This is a genomic window from Neobacillus sp. PS3-34, from assembly GCF_030915465.1.
Lineage (GTDB): Bacteria > Bacillota > Bacilli > Bacillales > Cytobacillaceae > Neobacillus_A.
Window position 1 is genome coordinate 1,808,644 of sequence record NZ_CP133267.1, and the last position, 20,299, is coordinate 1,828,942.

Annotated in this window: 21 protein-coding genes and 1 pseudogene; 9 read left to right on the forward strand and 13 right to left on the reverse strand. The window is 39.0% G+C overall.

Annotated elements, in window-relative coordinates; genetic code table 11:
* Positions 1 to 24 precede the first annotated feature (24 nt).
* Positions 25 to 773: pseudogene (locus RCG23_RS09320) on the reverse strand (acetoacetate decarboxylase).
* Between the two features lie 161 nt (positions 774 to 934).
* Here RCG23_RS09320 and RCG23_RS09325 point away from each other — a divergent pair.
* Positions 935 to 1,810 (forward strand): LysR family transcriptional regulator, encoded by an 876-nt coding sequence (locus tag RCG23_RS09325; protein ID WP_308179471.1) that lies wholly within the window; start codon positions 935 to 937, stop codon positions 1,808 to 1,810.
* Positions 1,811 to 1,977: 167 nt separating this feature from the next.
* Here RCG23_RS09325 and RCG23_RS09330 read toward each other — a convergent pair whose 3' ends face one another.
* From RCG23_RS09330 to RCG23_RS09340, 3 genes are all read right to left on the reverse strand, one after another.
* Positions 1,978 to 3,027 (reverse strand): phosphotransferase enzyme family protein, encoded by a 1,050-nt coding sequence (locus tag RCG23_RS09330; RefSeq protein WP_308179472.1) that lies wholly within the window; start codon positions 3,025 to 3,027, stop codon positions 1,978 to 1,980.
* Between the two features lie 321 nt (positions 3,028 to 3,348).
* On the reverse strand, positions 3,349 to 4,092 hold the full coding sequence (locus tag RCG23_RS09335; protein ID WP_308179473.1) for a protease complex subunit PrcB family protein: 744 nt from the start codon (positions 4,090 to 4,092) through the stop codon (positions 3,349 to 3,351).
* A gap of 170 nt (positions 4,093 to 4,262) precedes the next feature.
* Positions 4,263 to 4,952, reverse strand: coding sequence for a pseudouridine synthase (locus tag RCG23_RS09340; RefSeq protein WP_308179474.1), 690 nt, complete (start codon positions 4,950 to 4,952; stop codon positions 4,263 to 4,265).
* A gap of 224 nt (positions 4,953 to 5,176) precedes the next feature.
* Between RCG23_RS09340 and RCG23_RS09345 the strand changes: the two genes are divergently transcribed.
* The 6 genes from RCG23_RS09345 (at position 5,177) to RCG23_RS09365 (ending at position 11,352) form a co-directional block, all read left to right on the forward strand.
* Complete coding sequence (locus RCG23_RS09345; RefSeq protein WP_308179475.1) at positions 5,177 to 6,391, forward strand: MFS transporter; 1,215 nt, start codon at positions 5,177 to 5,179, stop codon at positions 6,389 to 6,391.
* A gap of 79 nt (positions 6,392 to 6,470) precedes the next feature.
* On the forward strand, positions 6,471 to 8,165 hold the full coding sequence (locus RCG23_RS09350) for a sigma-54 interaction domain-containing protein (RefSeq protein ID WP_308179476.1): 1,695 nt from the start codon (positions 6,471 to 6,473) through the stop codon (positions 8,163 to 8,165).
* A 132-nt stretch (positions 8,166 to 8,297) separates the two neighbouring features.
* The gene (locus tag RCG23_RS09355; RefSeq protein WP_308179477.1) at positions 8,298 to 9,470 is read left to right on the forward strand and encodes a M20 family metallopeptidase; all 1,173 of its coding nucleotides are present in this window, start codon (positions 8,298 to 8,300) and stop codon (positions 9,468 to 9,470) included.
* Between the two features lie 82 nt (positions 9,471 to 9,552).
* Positions 9,553 to 10,821 (forward strand): TolB family protein, encoded by a 1,269-nt coding sequence (locus RCG23_RS09360; protein WP_308179478.1) that lies wholly within the window; start codon positions 9,553 to 9,555, stop codon positions 10,819 to 10,821.
* Positions 10,722 to 11,102, forward strand: a complete 381-nt coding sequence (locus tag RCG23_RS25940) for an alpha/beta hydrolase family protein (RefSeq protein WP_374049846.1) — start codon at positions 10,722 to 10,724, stop codon at positions 11,100 to 11,102. Before RCG23_RS09360 ends, RCG23_RS25940 begins: the two co-directional genes overlap by 100 nt.
* The gene (locus RCG23_RS09365; protein WP_308180017.1) at positions 10,996 to 11,352 is read left to right on the forward strand and encodes an alpha/beta hydrolase family protein; all 357 of its coding nucleotides are present in this window, start codon (positions 10,996 to 10,998) and stop codon (positions 11,350 to 11,352) included. Before RCG23_RS25940 ends, RCG23_RS09365 begins: the two co-directional genes overlap by 107 nt.
* Positions 11,353 to 11,406: 54 nt before the next feature.
* Here RCG23_RS09365 and RCG23_RS09370 read toward each other — a convergent pair whose 3' ends face one another.
* From RCG23_RS09370 to RCG23_RS09380, 3 genes are all read right to left on the reverse strand, one after another.
* Positions 11,407 to 13,137: an aromatic amino acid hydroxylase gene (locus RCG23_RS09370; RefSeq protein WP_308179479.1), complete on the reverse strand. Its 1,731-nt coding sequence runs from the start codon at positions 13,135 to 13,137 to the stop codon at positions 11,407 to 11,409.
* A 377-nt stretch (positions 13,138 to 13,514) separates the two neighbouring features.
* On the reverse strand, positions 13,515 to 13,814 hold the full coding sequence (locus RCG23_RS09375; RefSeq protein ID WP_308179480.1) for a 4a-hydroxytetrahydrobiopterin dehydratase: 300 nt from the start codon (positions 13,812 to 13,814) through the stop codon (positions 13,515 to 13,517).
* Between the two features lie 17 nt (positions 13,815 to 13,831).
* Entirely contained in the window at positions 13,832 to 14,206 is a 375-nt protein-coding gene (locus RCG23_RS09380; protein ID WP_308179481.1) for a hypothetical protein, read from the reverse strand.
* A gap of 188 nt (positions 14,207 to 14,394) precedes the next feature.
* Here RCG23_RS09380 and RCG23_RS09385 point away from each other — a divergent pair, with 188 nt between their 5' ends.
* Complete coding sequence (locus tag RCG23_RS09385) at positions 14,395 to 14,949, forward strand: MEDS domain-containing protein (protein ID WP_308179482.1); 555 nt, start codon at positions 14,395 to 14,397, stop codon at positions 14,947 to 14,949.
* A gap of 141 nt (positions 14,950 to 15,090) precedes the next feature.
* Here RCG23_RS09385 and RCG23_RS09390 read toward each other — a convergent pair whose 3' ends face one another.
* The 5 genes from RCG23_RS09390 to RCG23_RS09410 form a co-directional block, all read right to left on the reverse strand.
* Complete coding sequence (locus tag RCG23_RS09390) at positions 15,091 to 15,963, reverse strand: Cof-type HAD-IIB family hydrolase (RefSeq protein WP_308180018.1); 873 nt, start codon at positions 15,961 to 15,963, stop codon at positions 15,091 to 15,093.
* A gap of 4 nt (positions 15,964 to 15,967) precedes the next feature.
* A complete protein-coding gene (locus tag RCG23_RS09395) occupies positions 15,968 to 16,747 on the reverse strand; it encodes a transcriptional regulator GlcR (RefSeq protein WP_308179483.1) in 780 nt (259 codons plus the stop codon).
* Positions 16,748 to 16,894: 147 nt separating this feature from the next.
* Complete coding sequence (locus RCG23_RS09400; RefSeq protein ID WP_308180019.1) at positions 16,895 to 17,569, reverse strand: SOS response-associated peptidase; 675 nt, start codon at positions 17,567 to 17,569, stop codon at positions 16,895 to 16,897.
* A gap of 49 nt (positions 17,570 to 17,618) precedes the next feature.
* The gene (locus tag RCG23_RS09405; protein ID WP_308179484.1) at positions 17,619 to 18,134 is read right to left on the reverse strand and encodes a DinB family protein; all 516 of its coding nucleotides are present in this window, start codon (positions 18,132 to 18,134) and stop codon (positions 17,619 to 17,621) included.
* Between the two features lie 167 nt (positions 18,135 to 18,301).
* Positions 18,302 to 19,276 carry a methyl-accepting chemotaxis protein gene (locus tag RCG23_RS09410; protein ID WP_308179485.1) on the reverse strand — a complete coding sequence of 325 codons (975 nt, stop codon included), beginning with the start codon at positions 19,274 to 19,276 and terminating at the stop codon, positions 18,302 to 18,304.
* A 248-nt stretch (positions 19,277 to 19,524) separates the two neighbouring features.
* Between RCG23_RS09410 and RCG23_RS09415 the strand changes: the two genes are divergently transcribed.
* On the forward strand, positions 19,525 to 19,803 hold the full coding sequence (locus tag RCG23_RS09415) for an NUDIX hydrolase (protein WP_308179486.1): 279 nt from the start codon (positions 19,525 to 19,527) through the stop codon (positions 19,801 to 19,803).
* A 32-nt stretch (positions 19,804 to 19,835) separates the two neighbouring features.
* Here RCG23_RS09415 and RCG23_RS09420 read toward each other — a convergent pair whose 3' ends face one another.
* Complete coding sequence (locus RCG23_RS09420; protein WP_308179487.1) at positions 19,836 to 20,162, reverse strand: DMT family transporter; 327 nt, start codon at positions 20,160 to 20,162, stop codon at positions 19,836 to 19,838.
* Positions 20,163 to 20,299 lie beyond the last annotated feature (137 nt).

A 20,299-nucleotide genomic window follows, 5' to 3' on the forward strand; every position in this document is an offset into this window, starting at 1 on the left:
TCTTTTGATTATTTCTTAAATCATCTATTTTTGTTTATTTTCCTTCAGATAGTCATGGATGACTTCAAATGGGCTGAGCCTTAATTCTGTCAGAATGTGAGAAGCTGAAACAACTTCTAAAACAGGTAAATCAGCCATAGGTGCTAATGCATGTTCGAACAATTGGAGTCTTGCTGGCCCGACCAGGCTCCCAGAATTTCAATGTCTTCAATTCGAGTGCGTGCAAGCTCACAAATTCTCAATTCCCCATTATAGTCAGGGATAATTTTCATCATATAGTTAGGCCGGCAAATTTCTTCACGGGCTTTTTCTTTGTCGAGAGCACTGTGTTTATAACCCATGGTTGCATTTGCAACTCGTAAAGAACCATAATCTAAAGTTCCTACTAATGTATCCGAATCAACATAAAGGTTTGGTGAACCTAATTTTTTCGGATAAGCACCACCTTCTCTTCCAGCTACAATTGCTGGAAGGTTATCCACATACATAGAATGAAAATAGTCCCCTTCTTCTCCATTAAAACGGACAGGAATTACTTGTCCGCTTTCTGAATAATCGCCCAACCCTGTTGTATCAGGCATTTTCATCACTTCAAAACGAACAAGTGGTTCTACTACTTCCAAAGGCTCTGGAACCACTTTCCTAAGTGCCTCTAAATCGGTTCGATACGTTATATTTAAATATTCACGTCTATAAAAATGATAAGGAGGCTTTGGATAAGCCGGAGCTGTCAATGGGGTAGTTATATTCTTTAATACATCTGAATACTTCATACATACACAACCCTTTGCTATTAAATTTTATAAAATCTTATACCTTATATATGGATACAAGTTTATAAGTTAATAACAATTTTAATATTGTTTATTCATTTGATATAATATATATTTCTAAATGAATACATTGCATAAATTAAATGAATAGGATGGTTTCTATGGAACTGCTTCAATTAAAATACTTTCAAACCGTTGCCTATACTGAACATATTTCAAAGTCTGCCGAAAAGCTAAATATCGCACAACCATCTTTAAGCCTTATGATAAAAAGGCTTGAGGAAGAAATTGGTACTAATTTATTTGACCGAAAAGGAAGAAATATCTATTTAAATGATTCAGGGAAAATATTTCTAAAGCATGTTAATAAAATTTTTTTAGAAATAGAAAATGCGAAAATGGAAATTCAAGAAAAAGATAATGAAAAAAATAACACAATCAAGATCTCCATTTCGAATCCAAGATTTCTTTCAGGACTGATTATCGAATATTTTAATCAATGTCCTGATGGGAAAATTCAACAATGTTTGGGATCAAGAGAATCCATTGAAATTCAGCTGAAAAAAGGGGAAATTGATTTAGGGATTGCAGGACCTCCTATCCAAAATGAAGAGGTTGAAAGCTGCATATTGATGGAGGAAGATATTGTGTTAGTTGTTCCACCAAAACATCGGTTTGCTAATCGAGCAACTATAGACCTGAAGGAAGTATCTTCGGAATCCTTTATATCACTTGCAGATAATGATGAATACCAATCCATTATTAACACTCTGTGCAATTCTGCAGGTTTCACTCCAAAAGCCACATTTGAAGTTGATTATAGTTTATTAATTGAAATGTTTCAGCTTGGCAAGGGAGTTGGTTTAATTCCAATCACTATTTGTAAAAAACATAATCTTAATTACATTAGAATTTCAGACCCTGAATCCAAATTCATCGTAGGTTTGTCATGGTTAAAAGACAGATATCTATCTCCCATTACAGAAGATTTTAAAAATTTTATAATCTCTTACTACGAAAATATCCATAACAAATAGATGGCAGTAAATTCATGAAGTGTCTTTGTAAAACAGTTGTATATATGGAATCGAGAACAATAAAACAGCCTTCTTACCAGGAAGGCTGTTTTTGCTTTTAATGTTCCCGTTCGATATTCTACTAATTTCATAAAATCAGAAATATATTTGTAATTGCGATAAAACTTCTAATACTTCTCTGCATCCTGTTCTAATTGAGTTATGAAGCTTCCTAGGTTTTTATCATTGATCCAATTAGTGCCCCAAACATCATCGTTCTTTAATAAGGTACCTAAAAACCATATCCGCCTTAACGTAACAAATTTTAAAAGTATATTGAGATTATCAGAGCTTAAACTTCTTTGGCTTAGGTAGCCATTTAAAAACTCATCCCAACATTCATTTTCTAAATTAGGATAGTTTTGTTTCAGATTCCACCAAAATACTGCGATATCATAGGAACGATATCCACTGCTGCAGCAATCAAAATCAAATACCTCTATTTCCAGTTCACTTAAATGCATATTAAAATTATGAAAATCACCGTGGCAAAAGCCGTAATCTAGATTTTTACCTTTTATATCAGCCTTAATATTACGTGTAATTTCATTGATAAAAGCATCTTTACGATCATTCATAAATCGGTGCAGGACAGGTGTAATTAAGGACATAGGCTCATCTAATAAGTGATCCATGTTTAATTCAAATGTCCTTGTATGTTTCGTAGTAAACGAATCTGCTGCCTTATGTAAATTGCCCAAAGCTTTTCCTACAAGTCTGCAATTTTCTTTATTAATTTCTGGCCTGTCGCCTTTTGTAAAGGTAAACAACACTCCATATCTAATACCTTCCGGTGCAAAGATTTCAGTCATCCACTTACCGTCATTTCTTTTAATGGGAAAAGATACTGGGTACCCTGTATCAGACAGATGGTTTATAGCATCCACTTCAAAAAAGATATCCGATTGATTCCTCCATCCTTTTCGGTAAACTCGAAAAATATATTTATTATTATTTGTAGTCACCAAATAGGTATCATTTAACCCTCTAGTCAAGAAATCGCATCTTTTGATTGGCCCTATATCATAAAAATTCAAAAGGCCACTGATTGCACTATTGGCAATTAAAGATTGCTTCACCTCGATAGTTTTCAATCCTTTTTCCTCCTTGTCACTCGCATTAAAATTACGTTTTACCCATTCGAAAACTTCACAATCTTCAGTTATTTTACCATACATTAAAGCTGTTTTCTAAAAGGTTGTTGTTTTTAGTAGTAGTTGATTTCCGCTTCAGGATGCTCGCTTTCCGCGGGGTAGGCGGTGAGCCTCCTCGTCGCTGAAGCGACTGCGGGGTCTCACCTGTCCCACTGCTCCCGCAGGAGTCTCGCACCTTCCGCTCCAATCAACTTCTTTATCAACCATCTGATTCACTCTAAATAGCAACAAAGTTTACGAAAACAGCCTACATTTAAAACGACAATTGGAAAAAACACATAGGTTTGTGAAAACCCATGTGTTTTTCTTTAAAGTGAACGTTTTATTAAAATAGCAGTGCTTAAATCACTTTACTTCAAACGGTGTGACGGTCATAGCCGTATCATTCTTACCCATATTTACGGTTTGGAGAAGATAAAGTGCGCCTTTCTTATATGGTTCATTCGGTTTAACGATGATTTTGCTGCTATTCTTCTTATCGATTGTTAATGTGACAGGGAGCTCTTTGCCTTCATCCCCAAGCTGCTTGATCGTTATTTTGTATGTTGCTAAATCAGCCTGAGTTAGCTTTTTGCCTGTATAGATAGCCCAATTCCTTCGCGTATCAGCCGTAATACGCTTTTCCTTAAAAAAGAGCTTGAAATGATTTTCATCAAAAATAGGCTTCTTGCTGTCCACATCAAGCACTGACAAAGTAGTATATTGGGGCAGATCCACTTTCCCGACAATATAAGGATAGGTGATGACCTGTCCATAAGCTTTTCCCTGTTCAGGCTCAAGAAGTTTAACATGAATCTTTAATTGCTCAAAAGTCTGTTCCTGCTTTTCCAATCTGATTCCGTAACCAGTGTTTGGCTTTGGACCTAAGGCAATCACATAAAGGGATCCAAGCCTATGTATACCCTTATGCTCTTTAGCAATATTGACGAATGATTTTTCAACATCCGATAAATTTGCCACATCAACTTGCTGAAACTGCAGTGTTAGAAGTTCCTTTATTGCGATGACTTTTTCTCCTTCAGCAAAAACACTCGATCCTGCTGACATTAACAAAACAGAACTGAATAAAGCGATACCAAATTTTTTCAATTTAATCTCTCCTTTCAACCATTTACGTATGTATAGTCGTAAATCAACTGGATTTGGTTACATTTTTTATTTTCAAAAAGAAAGTATGTCTTTATTCTGGTTATTCTCCCCCTGTTATGGCGTTCCGCTTTGAGGTATCAAAAAACCGTTCCCCTCATCCAGGAAACGGTTTAGTTTAATTCTGAAAGCAGCGTCTCCAATTCTACATTTGTAAGGTCTCTCCACTGCCCTTTTTCTATTCCATCAACGAGGATATTCATAATTCGGACACGTTCAAGCCGTTCCACTCTATAGCCAAGGGCTTTGCACATTCTGCGGATTTGGCGGTTGAGCCCTTGTGTGAGGATGATACGGAATTCGAACTCACTTACCTTAAACACCTCGCATGGCTTGGTGATTTGCTCGAGTATCTCAACCCCGCTGGACATTTCACGAATGAAATCTGCCGTAATCGACTTGTCCACTGTCACTAAGTATTCTTTCTCATGCCCGTTTTCCGAGCGCATCATTTTATTGACAATATCTCCATCATTCGTTAATAAAATCAATCCCTCCGATGCTTTATCAAGACGGCCGACTGGAAATATCCGGGATGGATAGCCAACAAAATCAATGATATTCCCGCTGACCGCTTTCGCTGCCGTACATGTAATCCCAACCGGTTTGTTAAGCGCTATATAGACTGGCGCCTCTTTTTCTGGAATCGCCTTCCCATCAATCTGAACAAGGTCATCCGGCCTAACATCCGCCCCAGGCTCACACACTATTCCATTTATAGTAATCCTTTTTGCCTCGATTAACCGATCTGTTTCTCTTCTCGAACAATATCCCGTATCGCTGATATATTTATTAATCCTCATCCGACACCTGCCTTGTCTTGTATTGAAATCCATGACATATGGAGCATTATAGCATGGGCAATTTCTCTTTAATACTGAACATTTTTCCCCATTTATATGTCGATTTTTTTATAAAAATAGACACAACTAATTTAGCCAAAAATTCACAATTCTTTCACATTTTGTAGTAAGATGATTATAGTATTTCGAAAGACGAAGCATTACAGTCAGAGGGGGTCAATCCGATGTGGAAAAATAGAAATGTGTGGATTTTATTAAGTGGAGAATTTGTTGCCGGCCTTGGATTGTGGATCGGTATTATTGGAAATTTAGAGTTTATGCAAGGGAATGTACCCTCTGATTTCTTAAAGTCGCTGCTTTTGGCAGCTGGCCTGCTTGCAGGAGTTGCGGTCGGTCCGTATGCCGGCAAACTCATCGATCAAACGAACAAAAAGACAGTCATGCTGCTATCAGGATTTATGCGTGCATTCAGTGTTATTTTTATGCTTATCGCCATCCATACCAATTCAGTCTGGTGGATGCTCGTTTTCCTGGTCATCCTCCAGATTTCTGCTGCTTTCTATTTCCCTGCACTGCAGGCAGCAATCCCGCTTGTCGTTGCTGAAAAAGATTTGCTCGTGTTAAACGGTGTTTATATGAATGTCACAACACTTTCACGTATCATCGGAACAGCTGTAGCCGGTATTCTTCTCGTCATCATGCCTTTACAATCGGTCTATACCCTGTCGCTTGCGGCTTATATTATATTGTTTGTCTTCACCTGGTTCTTAAGGATAGAAGAAAAAACGAAAGATCCATCACATAAAGCCACAGCAACAAAGTCTGCAGGCTTTAAGGAAGTCTTCCCAATCATCAGGAATCTCCCGATTGTTGGAATGACCCTTATTTTGATATTAATACCCCTCCTGTTTATTGGGGGTTTCAATCTTCTAGTCATGGATATTAGTGAGCTGCAGCATAGTGCATCCATTAAAGGATGGATCTACACAACAGAAGGAACGGCCTTTATGACCGGGGCTTTTATCATTAAAAAAATTAGCGATAAATTCTCACCCTACAATATTTTATTTACCTGTTCCTTTGTAATTGGGCTAGCCCAGATTTCTCTTTATTTAGCGGACCATGCCGTTTTCACACTTATAGCCTTTTTCATTTTTGGTTTTTCAGTCGGCTGCTTTTTCCCTACAGCTGCTACTATTTTTCAAACAAAGGTGCCGAAAGAGTATCATGGTCGTTTTTTCTCTTTCCGGAATATGCTTGACCGGATCACGTTCCAGGTTGTCCTGCTTATTACCGGCTTCCTTCTCGATGCAGTTGGCCTGCAGCTGATGTGCGTCCTCTTTGGAGCCCTTTCAATCATACTGACAACAGCATTCTTTGTTAAATTCCGCAAAACCCGCTCACTCAGCGAACCGGAAAACACGGCAATGGAAATGTAAAACGAAGTGCCTGGAACATACCTGGAAGGTGACAGGCACCTGACATATTTCTGGAAACCAACAGGCACCTTCCAACTAATTGGAAGGTGCCTGTCGCCAAAATTGGGGGATAGTTATTAAGAGGAAAGTTATTTTACTTAATACCAAAAGTGAAGAAACCTTTCATGTTATTAGAAAGCAATTGGAGGATTTATTTCAGGGCAAGATTGAGGTTCAAAGTGGCAAACATACGGGGAATCGTAATGACATTTCCCTTGTTCTCAATACTAATCAATATGACCATGCAGATGCAGACTTTCCTGATACAATCAAGGAAATTTCCGCTAAACGAACAATTGCTGCAGCATCCATAGAGCCTTTGCTGCAAATTCCCCGTACGTCAACTTGTTATGTAGCCAATAATACATATGAAGCATCTATTGAAACGATTGAGCTGCTGAAAAGCTTTGGACTTCAATTAAACATGCTACCCTACCCTAATGACGAGTCTAACCTGGATAGTGAAATAAAAACCGTTATTACACATGACAGAAGATTAATTCGTACAGACTTATTTTCGGAGATATACGATATCGGTTTCAGGCCATTAGACTTTTCTACGATTGTAGAAATTGCCCTTCACCTACAAGTGCCAATAAATCCCCAAAGCTATATTCAAAAGAGCGAACAAGATATTAGAAGGAAAATCATTTCACGAGGATTCGTTTCAAGATACCAGTTCAGCCATATAATCGGGGAATCACAAACCATTAAAAGCACAATCAATAAAGCAGCCATGCTTGCACGGGCTGATCAGTCCATCCTTATTTCAGGAGAAAACGGGACAGGAAAAGAACTATTTGCCCATTCGATTCACCACTTTTCTTCCAGAACAAGCGAACCTTTTGTTCCTATAAATTTTGCCGGATTACCGGATTCGTTAGCTGAGAGCGAGCTCTTTGGTTACGAGGATGGAGCCTTTACCGGAGCTAAAAAAGGTGGAAAGCCTGGTTTTTTTGAAATTGCACACAATGGCACCATTTTCCTTGACGAAATAGGTGACGCCTCTGAATCCATTCAAGCCTCACTCCTGAGGGTATTGCAGGAAAAGCAAATCCTTCGTGTTGGAGGAACCCAGCTCATTCCCATCAATGTCCGGGTTATTGCTGCTACTAATAAAAATCTGCTAAAGCTCGTTGAAGAAAGAAAGTTTAGAGAAGATTTATTCTACCGTCTTAACGTCCTGCCACTCATGCTTCCTCCGTTAAGAAGTAGAAAAGAAGATATTATTCCTATGACAAAATTCTTCTTTTCAAAGCAGGGTATCAACACGATCGAAATATCAAATGAAGCAGAAGAACTCCTTCTTTCCTATAATTGGCCTGGGAATGTAAGAGAACTCGAAAACATTGTTTATTATTTATCTGCCATCATGAGGAATAACACAATCGAAATACAAGACCTGCCCGACAAGTTAAAACTATCCAATCAGACAGTAGCTTCGTCCACAACAGGGCTGAATCAGCTTGAATCCGAAGGAAGCCTTCATGAGTTCATTTCCATACTCACCTACTTGGAAAGAGCAAAACATAACAATTGGAATACTGGCAGAACGTCGATGGAATTGTACTTCAAAGAACATGGAATCACCCCTCTTTCTTCACAGCAAATTAAACACAGGATGGCTGCTTTAAAAAAACACAATCTGGTTGAAATTGGATCCACTAGACAAGGAAGCTGGATCACTCAGCTTGGAATTGATACTTTAAAATCTATTACAAGCACATTAGGTTGAATTAGGTTGTTTAATCAACCTAATTCAACTTATTTTTTAAAATAAAATTACCTAATTATTCGATCGCCAGCATTCTGATTTTGGCACGCATCTTGCATTATTCTTTTTGAAAAAGATAGGAGGCCAATAGGTATGAAGAATGCAATTATTGAGGCGGTTGAACATCTAGAAAATGAAATTCTTGCTCTCTTGCAGGATATGATAAAAATTCCAAGTGTGAATCCACCGGGAGATTATGAGGAGATAAGCAATTATTTGAAACGCAGATTATTGGAGTATGGATTAAGCGTTGCAGTGATTGAAGTCCCACAAGAACTCGTACGCGAAAAAAAATTAACTACGAGGAGAAAGAATGTTATTGCAACTCTAAAAGGAAACGGAACAGGACCTTCCTTAATCTTAAATGCCCATCTTGATACTGTTCCCGAAGATAATATCGAGAAGTGGAACTACCCTCCTTTTTCAGGAGTAATTAACGATGGGAAAATATATGGAAGAGGTGCTACTGATTCAAAAGGGCGCCTTGCTGCCTATATTGGTGCGGTCATAGCACTTAAAAAATCAGGAGCCAGACTTTCCGGAGATCTAATCATCGCAGCTACCTGCGATGAAGAGACGGGCGGAGAGCTTGGGGCAGGTTTTTTGACACGCACAGGACTGCTAAAAGGAGATTTTGCCTTAGTAGAAGGATACAGCCAGGAAATCATCCGGGCAATGGCAGGTATGACTCAGCTTCGAATTGTTTCTAACGGAAAGCCTGCCCACGCTGGTTTCAAATGGAACGGAATCAACGCGATTGAGAAAATGGCCAAAGTCATCAGTGGATTAGAGAGCCTGCAAAAGGATCTGCAAAAAGAGCCTTCAAGTATCCATGGCATGAAATATACAACTATAAACGTTGGAGTAATCAAAGGCGGCACTAAATCAAATGTCGTCCCGGGAAGCTGTGAGATAGAGGTCGACATTCGTATCATTCCAGAACAATCCATTGAAGAAATAATCTCTCGAATTAATCGAATGATTCAAAAGCTACAAGAGGATGATCAAGAAATGAATATTTTCTGCGTTGAAACCAACCAGGCAAAAACCGTGCCGACTATTATGGAAGAAAATCATCAGCTGATTGCCACTCTGCAAGAAGCAAGCAAGGAGATCAATGGAAAAGTATTGCCGGTAATAGGCGTTATGGGACAATCAGACTCAAGATGGTTCATCCAAAATGGAATTCCTGCGATCAACTATGGCGTGGAACAGCGAATAACCGGATTCACGGTTACGATGAATGCATGGATATCGAGGATTTGATGAACACAGTGAAGGTAATTTCCTTGTTTTGCAAGCGCGTTGTCTGTAATGAAATGAATATCCTAAAAGGAGTATGATGACCATGCTTAAGACAAAAAAACTAACACTGGAGCAATATCTACAGCCGTTTTCCATTTCAGCATTTGCCATTAGCGAGGACGAATCCTTTTTGATTTACAGCTCAAATTCCAATGGGAATTATAATTTATGGAAATTAGAATTAAACGGCAGTGCTGCACCACAACAACTAACCTTTCACAATCAAAAAACAGAAGCCATTTCAATCTCATCTAACCCTATGACGAAGGAAACTTCCATCTTTTTCACAAGCGATAAAGATGGCAACGAAAATTCGCATCTTTATTCAGTCAATCAAAACGGTGGAAACTGGCAGGACATTCGAACCGAACCTCAAAGCCGATATTTTTTGGGAGGAGTGTCCCAGGATGGATTACGGTTGTTCTATACATCCACAAAAGATAATCCTTTGTACCTTTCAATCTTTTCATATGATATAAAATCTGGTCTGGAGAAATTGTTGCATGAGGGTCAGGAGGCAGAAACACACTTACTTGGCATGAGCCCAAATGAAGCAGAATTTGCTTATTTTGCAAGAACCAATCATAGCAATATGAAAATCTACGGAACAAGTAATGGATGCGCAGTTGAATTAGTTCCAGATGCAAAGCAGGAATACCGCGTCTCTTCCCTAAGCTATATTTCAGAGGACATAGTCTACTTTGGTACAAACTATGGTCATGAATTTACCTATCTTGCAAAATATGATTTTCATACAGGGGAATTCGAAAAGGTTCTGGAAATCCTCAGAGAGGATATTGAATCCATCAAGTATTGCAGTACTAGCGGAGAACTGTATATAAAGACGAAAAAAGGTCCTGTTGACCGGCTGTATTCCTATCATCTTAAAAATCATGCTTTAAACGATTTGAATCTTCCGACTGATACGATTCAAGATTTCTTAATCACGGATTCTTGTTCTGTTTATATTTGTGGGTCCTCCGCAAGAAAACCAGTGACGATTTTTCAAAAGCAAAAAGACAAAGAGTGGTTACCATTGCTTGAGAATCAAGTAGAAACTATTTCAGAAGAGGAACTTGTAAAACCCGAACTCATTACCTACCCTTCTTTTGATGGTGTAGAAATCGAAGCCATGTATTATTCGGCGAAGAAGGAAAATAGTAATGGCCATGTCATTGTGTACCCGCATGGGGGCCACAATACAACGAACAGATTTTTTATGATGGATTTTTCCAATATCTCCTTCAAGAGGGGTTCAGTATTTTCGCTCCTAACTTTAGGGGAACCCCTAATTATGGCACTTCATTTTTAAAAATGATTGAAGGCGATTGGGGTGGAGCTCCCCGATTAGACATTTTGGCTGGAGTTGAGATGCTGGCAGAAAATCGGGGTGTGGATTCCGGTAAATTCATTTTATTTGGAGGAAGTTACGGCGGTTATATGTCCCTGCTTTTATCCGGACGCCACCCTGAGAAATTTAAAGCTTGTGTCGACATATGCGGCGACCAGCTTATTTACGCTTATCGAAACATGTCCTCCCCACTGGAAAAATCGAATGGATTCCTGGATAGGCAATCCGGTTCGAGACCGTGATCGTTTAATAGAACAATCACCAATGACCTATTTCGAAAATATAACCAAACCATTATTAATTATTCAGGGAGCTAATGACCCAAGAGTAAAGCAGTCCGAATCCGAACAAATCGTCGCAGCACTGCGAAGCAAAAACATTCCAGTTGATTACTTGCTTTTCCCTGACGAAGGGCATGGTTTTAATAAAAAGGAAAATGAATTAACAGCGTTCAAGCATACAGTGCGCTTTCTGAAAAGCATCGTAGAATAAAAATAGTGACAGGCACCTTCCAAATATCTGGAAGGTGCCTGTCACTCCGTTCTATTAAACTAGCCTTATCCCTCTTTCTACTAATTCTGGAAGCTCTTGATTCAGTTTTTTTATATCCTCCAGTTGCTCCATGAGCATGGTCTGCTTTTCAGATAACAATTCATGTTTTGAAAGGAGCTCTAATACTTCTATTCTCAATAACCAATCCTGCTTAAACTCAGTTGTTAAAGCATCTATGACGCTTAGCAATTCTTCCTCTAAGCTGTCACATTCAACAGGATTCACACGTAAATCTCTCACTCTCCCATATAGCTGTTCAAGCGGTGTTTGCTCTTTTCTCTGTAAGGCAGGCTGCTCGACTTCTTCTAAATCAGCAAAAAATTGCTCCGAGTCGGCTGCACCAGCGAAAACGGAAGTGATCCTTTCCCCGACCGCCAGATCGAATGTACCCCAATCGGGATGGAATAAAATCTCTTCATTTAGAGAAACCTTGCAATCTGTAAAAGAAATTAGAATCAGTTTTCCATTTTTGCGAAAAAGCTGCTGAGCAATCCCGCTAACTGTCACTCCACTTTCAAACTGGAGAACGCACTCCTTCCCGACCTCGATTCCAATCAAACACAACTCTTCATCTGTCAAATCTTCCATTAGTGTATCAATACCTTTTAGCTTTTCAATCGGTGCTCCAAAACCATCTGCATGTGTCCCTTTACCATGCCCTTCTAATTCGTTATTTTCAAACGCTAATGCTGAAGGTCCTTCCGTCTTAATGTAAATGGCTTCACCGTTGTCATCCTTAAAGATAGTACGCAATGTCCCAGTAAGCTGCAGACCAGAGCTATACTCAAATGTTGCAGTATGGTTGGAGCAAAGGGCTTTATCCAAACTTTCTGTTCCACCCACATTTAACGCCATCGTGCTGGCGAATTCCTTGACCGCATCAATCAATTGTTCGAAGCTTTCGCAAACAAATAACTGGGGCTGCGGTTTCGTAATATCAAAACCAGTTTCAATCACACGGTCCAAATCAAATGGCCATTTTTCCACGGCAGATGTTAAGCTGTTTCTTCCTTCCGCAACCGAAGATAGCAGTCCTGCTCCGTAGATTTTAGGCTGATCTACTGTGCCGATTAACCCGTATTCAACCGTCCACCAGTATAATCGGGAAATTTTCTCTGCCTCGGAAAGCTCTGTTACCATAGCCTGCTTTTCTTCAAAGTTTGCTTTTGCAGCCGCAATCTCTGCCTCCGTCGCCTGTCCGCTTTCCAATAGGTTCGAGTATTGGCGGGTTGCCTCAAATAGTTCATGCTCCTCACTTGTCGCGAGTGCTTTAGATCCGATTTTTCCAAACAGCTTTACATACTCCGAAAATTTTTCTTCCGCTAGAATCGGTGCATGGCCTGCCGCTTCATGAATGATATCGGGTGCAGGTGTGTATTGGATATTTTCCAGCTTCCGAATATCCGATGCGATCGGCAAAATGCCATGCGCCTGGAAGTCGAAAAAGACAACTCCAGGAATAAATCCGTCTATATTGGCAGCTCCCCATCCAAATGGCGCGAGTGCCTCGTTCATTTCGTTTACATTCGGTATTTTTTCAATCGCAATTCCAGATGAGGCTAGCCCGCCAATGTAAGCTGAATGGGCTGAATCCTTAAGGAAGTGATGATTTTGCCTCATTACATACCGCCAAACGGCATGATCGATTGGGGTGTACTTTTCATATTGCTGATCCACCACAAACTTTTGTAAATGCCGAGGTATCTTTGTAGCTGTTGCTTTCATTTCTCTCTCTCCTTTTCTGGGTGCCTTTCAAGATGCCTGGCACCTTCCAGTAGTTGGCAGGTGCCAGGCACCATCCAAAATTCGCAAAACAAAAAGAGTCTCTCCATCCCAAATAAGGGACGAAGAGACTCTCCGCGGTACCACCCTTGTTGACAGGCTTTCGATTGCCTGACCACTCTAAAAAATAAGCCCGTTGAACCGCATGGGTAATTCGCACTCTGCCATACCTGGATTTTCACCAACCATCCAGTCTCTATTTGCTGTGCTGCAGGTACTACTATCATGCTGAGCTTTTATATACTTGAATGCCTAAACGCTAAAACGCTTTTAAGCGTTAAAGTCTACAAGTAAAAAAATACAGGACATTTTTTGTTCTGTCAACCTTTTTTAATTTGGCTGTATAACTCATCGAATTTCTCTGCCAGTTCAAAGTCCAATAGAGTCAGGCCTTTTGCATTCCAGGATGACAGCTTCAATGTAACCACTTTATAATCAATTGCGATAAATGGATGATGATTAGCCTCTTCAGACAGATTTGCCACACTCTGAACGAACTCCACTCCATTTAAAAAATCGAGAAAACGATACTTTCTTTCAATCCATTTCTCGTCTGTCAGCTTCCAATCTGCAATACCGACTAACTTTTCTTGTACTTCTACAGCATTTAATCTTTCCATTTGGCTCTCCTTTTAGCTTAAATAAGATTTTTACGTTTGAATTTTTCAAATCCCTTTTTCGTTAAATCACCCAGTTCTTGAAAAACCTCTTCATCGACTTTTTTAAAATTAAAACATGATTTCCCTTGCATCCTCTTTTTTAAATTGGCCGATAAATTCTCCAATAAATCTGGGCATGCATATACAGGCATTAAGTGATAACTCACATAATTCTTCTTAATCTGTACAGCGCCAAAGAATAGAGGCTTCTTATTATGTTCCATCACATGCTTCGTATCAAGATAATAGTTTTCATCTGTGTCCACTTTCACTTCAAGTTCACCTTCATAGCTGATCATAATACTCTTTAGCCTTGAAAAAATTTCATTAAAGGTTTGATTTGTTTCCAACATATATCCTCCACGAAACATAATACAATACTAATTAATATTACACGAAAATTGAGATTGGTGCTTTGAAGGAGACGGGAATACTTTTCAAAAGCATTACCTATTGAAGGTAAACCTACAGGAAGATTTCTTTTTTTTGTAAGGAAATGTATCATTAGAGGAAATAAGAAGAGTGAAGAGGGTTGACCTACTTGAAAAATAAATTTAACGACTTATTGACTGCCAATAGATGCGCTCATATTTTGTATGCATATAATGATAAGGAACTTTATTTACAAAATGCAATCGCTTATATCATAGATGGCATTGAGGCAGGGGATTCTATTATCCTGATTGAAAATGAAAAAAATTTACGCATATTAAACAAACAGTTGAACAAGCTGTTATCCAGCAGCCAGTTGGAGAAAATTCAAGTTATTAGTAACTTCGATTTTTATCTTTCCAGTGGGGGTTACCATCCTCCATCAATTTTTGAATATCTTACTAAAACCAATACACCCTACTTAGAAAACAATATCTCTTTCCGTACCTGGACTAATGTGGAATGGGGTACGCTGGAAGGTCCCTCGCACATTGTGGAAGGATTTGAAAAACAAACGGATAAAGTCGTACATGAATTTGGGTTAACTTTGGTATGTGCCTATGAAGCAGAAAGAATGCCAGAGGACCTTAAATCAGCATTAATGAAAAGCCATCCACACATCATGACGGATGAGGATATTCATTTATCACCTCAATATCAATAAAAAGGTGCCTGTTATTTTCCAGAATCCTGGAGGGTGACAGGCACCTTTCATTTATTTGGAAATGCCTGCCATCTCCACTGATTGTCACGCCGCAAATGCGTTACGCCAATCAGAATTACAGTATTGTATGTTAGAAAAACATTATGAAACCGTTTGTGGATTGCGAGTTAATGAATAAATAAAATGGGCCACTCCATCCTCTATATTAGGCAGAGTCACTTCATGGCAGGCATCTTTAATTTCCTTATGGGCATTCCCCATCGCTGCACTTCTTCCCGCCACCTTCAGCATGGATAAATCGTTGAAGCTGTCACCCACAGCAGCTGTATCCGCTAATTGAATATTTAACTTTTTCGCAAGAATTTTCAGGGCATTCCCTTTTGAAGCGTTCCGGTGTTCTAATTCAAAGTTATGGTTAGCGGATTTAACAATTGTTAAATCCTCTCTATGCTCAAATTTTGCCCAACCTTTTTTCAGCTTCTCTTCATAAAAAGAAAAAGCTAGGATATTATAAATATCCTCATTCGTCTCCAGAAGATCTTTATATGACTCAATAAAAGTAAACCCTGTTTGGCTGTATTGTTTCTGTGCAGCATGCTGCAGCTTTTTGATATCTACATCAGGATTTGCGCTTTTGATTCTGTCCATTTCGATTGTTAAAAGTTCCCGCCCACTCTGCGGAGTCAGTATGGAATGTTTGCTAAACACTTCGTAATAAAATTCCTCTTTTTCAAGCCAGTCCAGAATGTCTAGCGCATCATTTTTATTTATAGGTACAGAGTGGAACAGCTCCCCATCTGGCTGATGGATTGTCGCACCATTCACACCAATAACCCAGGTTTTGAGCCCTGTATCCTTTAGGATCGCCTGGACATCGAAATAGGCACGGCCCGTTGCAATGACTACTTCTACACCATTTGCCCTAGCAAATTTGATAGCCTCCAGATTTATTTCACTAATTCTGTTATGCTCATTTAACAACGTCCCATCCAAATCCACGGCAATTAATTTCACCATTTCATTCCACTCCTTCTTCATCTTGATCCGCTGTCATCAATTCAACATTATATTTACTCAACAAATCTCTGAACGATTTTGAAGGCGTTCTATCCGTAATCAACAAATCAATATCCTGCAGATCCGCATACCGGAAAAAATCTGTGTTCCCCAGCTTTGTATGGTCGGCTAAAACAATCACCTGTTTAGCCTGCTGAATGATTTTGCGTTTCACCATCCCATCCTCTTCATGGGCAATCGTCAATCCTTTTTCGGAAATCCCTACCACTCCGACAAATGCTTTATCGACTTGATACTCAGAGAGTTTTTCTACTACAGATGAACCATACAAAAACCGGTGCTCTTTTTGCAGGGTCCCGCCTAAGAGCTGAATATTCACATCAGGCTTAGACGATAAAACCTCTGCCTGGTTAATGGAGTTGGTAATAATGGTACAATCCATATTCTCAATATGCTCCGCACAAGATTGAACAGTTGTGGAAGCATCAAGTATCACCCGGTCTCCGGGATAAATTAAAGATGCTGCTATTTTTCCAATAATCTTTTTCTCTTCAGATACTGTTTTAAGGCGATTCGAGTAGTTTTTCACTTCATCATGGATTGATGGTAAAATAGCTCCGCCCCGTGTCCGTACAATCGATTTTTCTTCTTCAAGCCTGACAAGATCCCTTCTTGCTGTATCTCGTGAGACATCGAATAGTGTACAAATTTCTTCAACAGTAATTCGGTTATTCATTTTTAAATAATCTAAAATAGCGATTAATCTTTCCTCTTGATACAAGGCACAAGCACTCATTTCCACTTAAGTATTTGTAAGTAATTATACACATTTTATGCTCAATTGCAATTTTTAATAAGTAAAATTAAGTAACCATTTGTATATACGGCTTAAAAATGGCCATATATAAAAAAGAGAGCATCTGCTCCCTCAAGAAATTTTCTGTATCAGCTCAATTGAATTATTCTTTGGTGAATTCACAAGGCTTGAAACTTCATAAGCTTCCATCCATTCCTCGTTGTAGGGCTGCAGAAGTTTATTTATCTCCCGCACATCCGTTATAGAAGGATCCAGCCACGTTTTTTCATCTTCTGGATTAAGGATAACGGGCATGCGGTCGTGAATGGATGCCATTAATCCATTGGGTTCAGTAGTGATTACTGTACAGGAATAAACCATATCCCCTTGAGGTGATTTCCACGACTCCCAAAGTCCGGCCATACCAAATGGTTCTTCCGATTTAAGCTTTATCCTCATCGGCGTTTTCTTCTCTTCTGTTTTTTTCCATTCATAAAAGGAATCGGCCACGATCAGACAGCGCTTCTTTTGATAGGCACTGCGAAAGCTTGGTTTTTCTGTTAAGGTCTCTGCCCTTGCATTGATCATTTTATAACCGATTTTTTCATCCTTCGCCCAGGGAGGAATCAGTCCCCATCGCAGCAAACCAAGACGGTTTTTCGTTCCGTCATTAATGACAGATACAACCGAATGGGAAGGAGCAACGTTAAAGCTTAATTGATATAATTCTTCTGCCATAGCCGCTTCAATGTCAAAGCGATCGATTAGCTGTTCAAAGGTTGCCGTTAACGTAAACCGTCCGCACATCTCGTTCACCTCAGCAAGACCCCCATATAAATCTGGGAGCGTTTTTATGCTAAATTAAATATTTATTCTTAATGATTTTTATATGATGAAGCTCATGGCCCGCAATAATGTATGCAAGCGCTCTTACAGATATCTCTCCATTGTTAGCAAACCCTTTTCTGTTCCAAGCTTCCTCAGACAACCCTTTTAATAGAGATAGGGTTGAGCGCCGAACCGCTGTAAAATCTTCAAGTAAATCAGCTATTGAGCTTGATTGGAATAAAGCTTCTTTTACGTATTGTTCATCATCATAGCCAGCAAGAGGAGTTTGGTCACCTCTTGATATACGAAGCAATCTGTAGCTCATAATACGTTCTGTGTCCGTAATATGCCCGATTACCTCTTTTAGAGTCCATTTTCCTAATGCATAACGATAATTTGCCTGTATTTCCGAAATTCCCGTAAATAATGCGGTTATATCATCAATCTGTTTAGAAAGAATATCTAATAAACTTCCTTCTGGAACCATACCAATATATCCTTCATAATAAGCTGGGTATTCTTCCCTTGATGGGGGTTTAAGCATATTCATTCCTCCTTCAAAATACATTCCAAATTATACCACAGCAACAATATACAACATATTTTCTTAATAACTTTTCCGAGCTAACCATCCTTTTTAACATAGTATAACAAATTAAAAAATGCCTGCCTCAGTTGCAACCAGGCAGGCACCAAAATATTTATGGTTTTTCATTCCTTCTCCAATACCATTATTGCCGTACTGCTGATTTGTTTCATCGCTTCTTCCAGCTTTACATCTACTACACTTGCATCTTCTATATGCTGGAGGATTATTTCGTTTACATCCTCAAAAATCGTCTTCGTATTAGTCATCTCACTCATGACCTCTTGGGAAAATCTCTTTTGTTCTTCTATTTTCATTAATACATCATTCACTTCACTTTCAACATTGTCAATCACGGAAGAAATGCCGTCAATTTTTTCAGTGGTATCTCTGCTCAGCGTTATTCCATCTTTAATCAGGCCAGTACTCGTATTTGTAGAAGCTAATGTGGCTTGTATGTCCTTTTGGATATTCTGTGTTAAGATGCTAATATTGTTGGTACTCGCTGCAGTACTTTCAGCCAATTTCCTTACTTCATCGGCAACGACGGCAAATCCTTTTCCCTGTTCCCCTGCTCTTGCTGCTTCAATCGAAGCATTTAAAGATAATAGGTTGGTTTGGTCTGCGATATCTTTAATTACTTTAACAATCATTTCAATTTCCTTGGATCGTTCATTTAACTGGTTCATCTTAGAAGAAGTTTCATCCAGCTGTTCTCCCAGCTTCTTTATTAATTGCTCCATTTCTCCTACTAGTTCCTTGCCTTCTTCTGATTTTGCCACCATACTATCTGCGGATTCTATCAGGTGATTGCCTTTTAAGTGAAGTTCATTCGTATTATTAAAAGATAAGAGACTAAGAGCATTTACCTTATCAAATCGATTTTTGATTTTCAAAACCAAGTCACCCATCATATGGTGCTGGCCATTTACCTTTTCATGCTGATGAATGGTGTTAGACAATTCAAAATTGAATTGCTCCATAAAACTTTTATAAATCTCTTCCTTTTTCTCTATTTCTTCAACAGCCAGATTGAGCTGGTCCTGCATTTTATTTCTATTCATTTCTAGTTCCAAGTATTTTCTTTTGCTGACAAACATATAGAAGCCTCCAATTGACCGAATAAATCGAATTAACACTATTATAAAAGTATTAACTGTTTTGAAGTGTGATTTTAATCACTAAAAGCTTTAGAAAGAGGACATATCACAACTGAACAAAATAATTGTTTTTAAAAAAGGCTGTTTTCGTATAAAAATTTGTTGCTATTTAAGAAGTAGTTGATTTTCACTCCAGGATGCTCGCTTTCCGCGGGGCGTGCGGTGAGCCTCCTCGGCGCTCTGCGCCTGTGGGGTCTCACCTGTCCCGCTGCTCCCGCAGGAGTCTCGCACCTTCCGTTCCAATCAACTTCTTTTCAATGGAAAAAGAAGCATTATTCAATGAGCATACCCATGAACACGAAACGTTTATCATTACTCTCATCGCCATTAAGTGCAGAATTGTAGAAGGAACTCCAGAACGAAGTGAGCATTCAAAGCTTATCTGGCTTAAGAGAGAAAACCTGGACTCATTAAAATGGGCTCCCGCTGATATTCCGGCAGTTGTGCAATTAATTCAAAAAAAGTAACAGGTATCTCCCAGAAAAACGGGAGGTGCCTGTCACTTGGTAGATTTACCTAGATTAAGAATAACAACGCCTGCGATTATTAAGAGCATTCCTATGACGCCTTGAATACTTATTTTTTCTTTCCAGATTAATATACTTATCAAAGCTGTCAAGGCTGTGCCCACTCCAGACCAGATGGCATACGCTATATTTAAAGGGATATATTGCAAAGCTAGTGAAAGAGAATAAAATGCTAAACCGAAGCCGACAATAAACGCCGCACTCGGCCAAAATTTTGTAAACACTTCTGATGCTTTAAGCATAGAAGTACCGAAAATTTCACTTACAATTGCGATCGTTAAAAATAAATAACCCTTCATCCTAAAAAGCCCCTCACTATTTTGCGAATTCATTAAGACAACCTTCAAAAATAGAGATAGTCTTATCTATTTATATCATTCTCTTTCATTCAACAGCTATTATTTTTTTCCATTTGTTCGATTGGCGATATCAATTG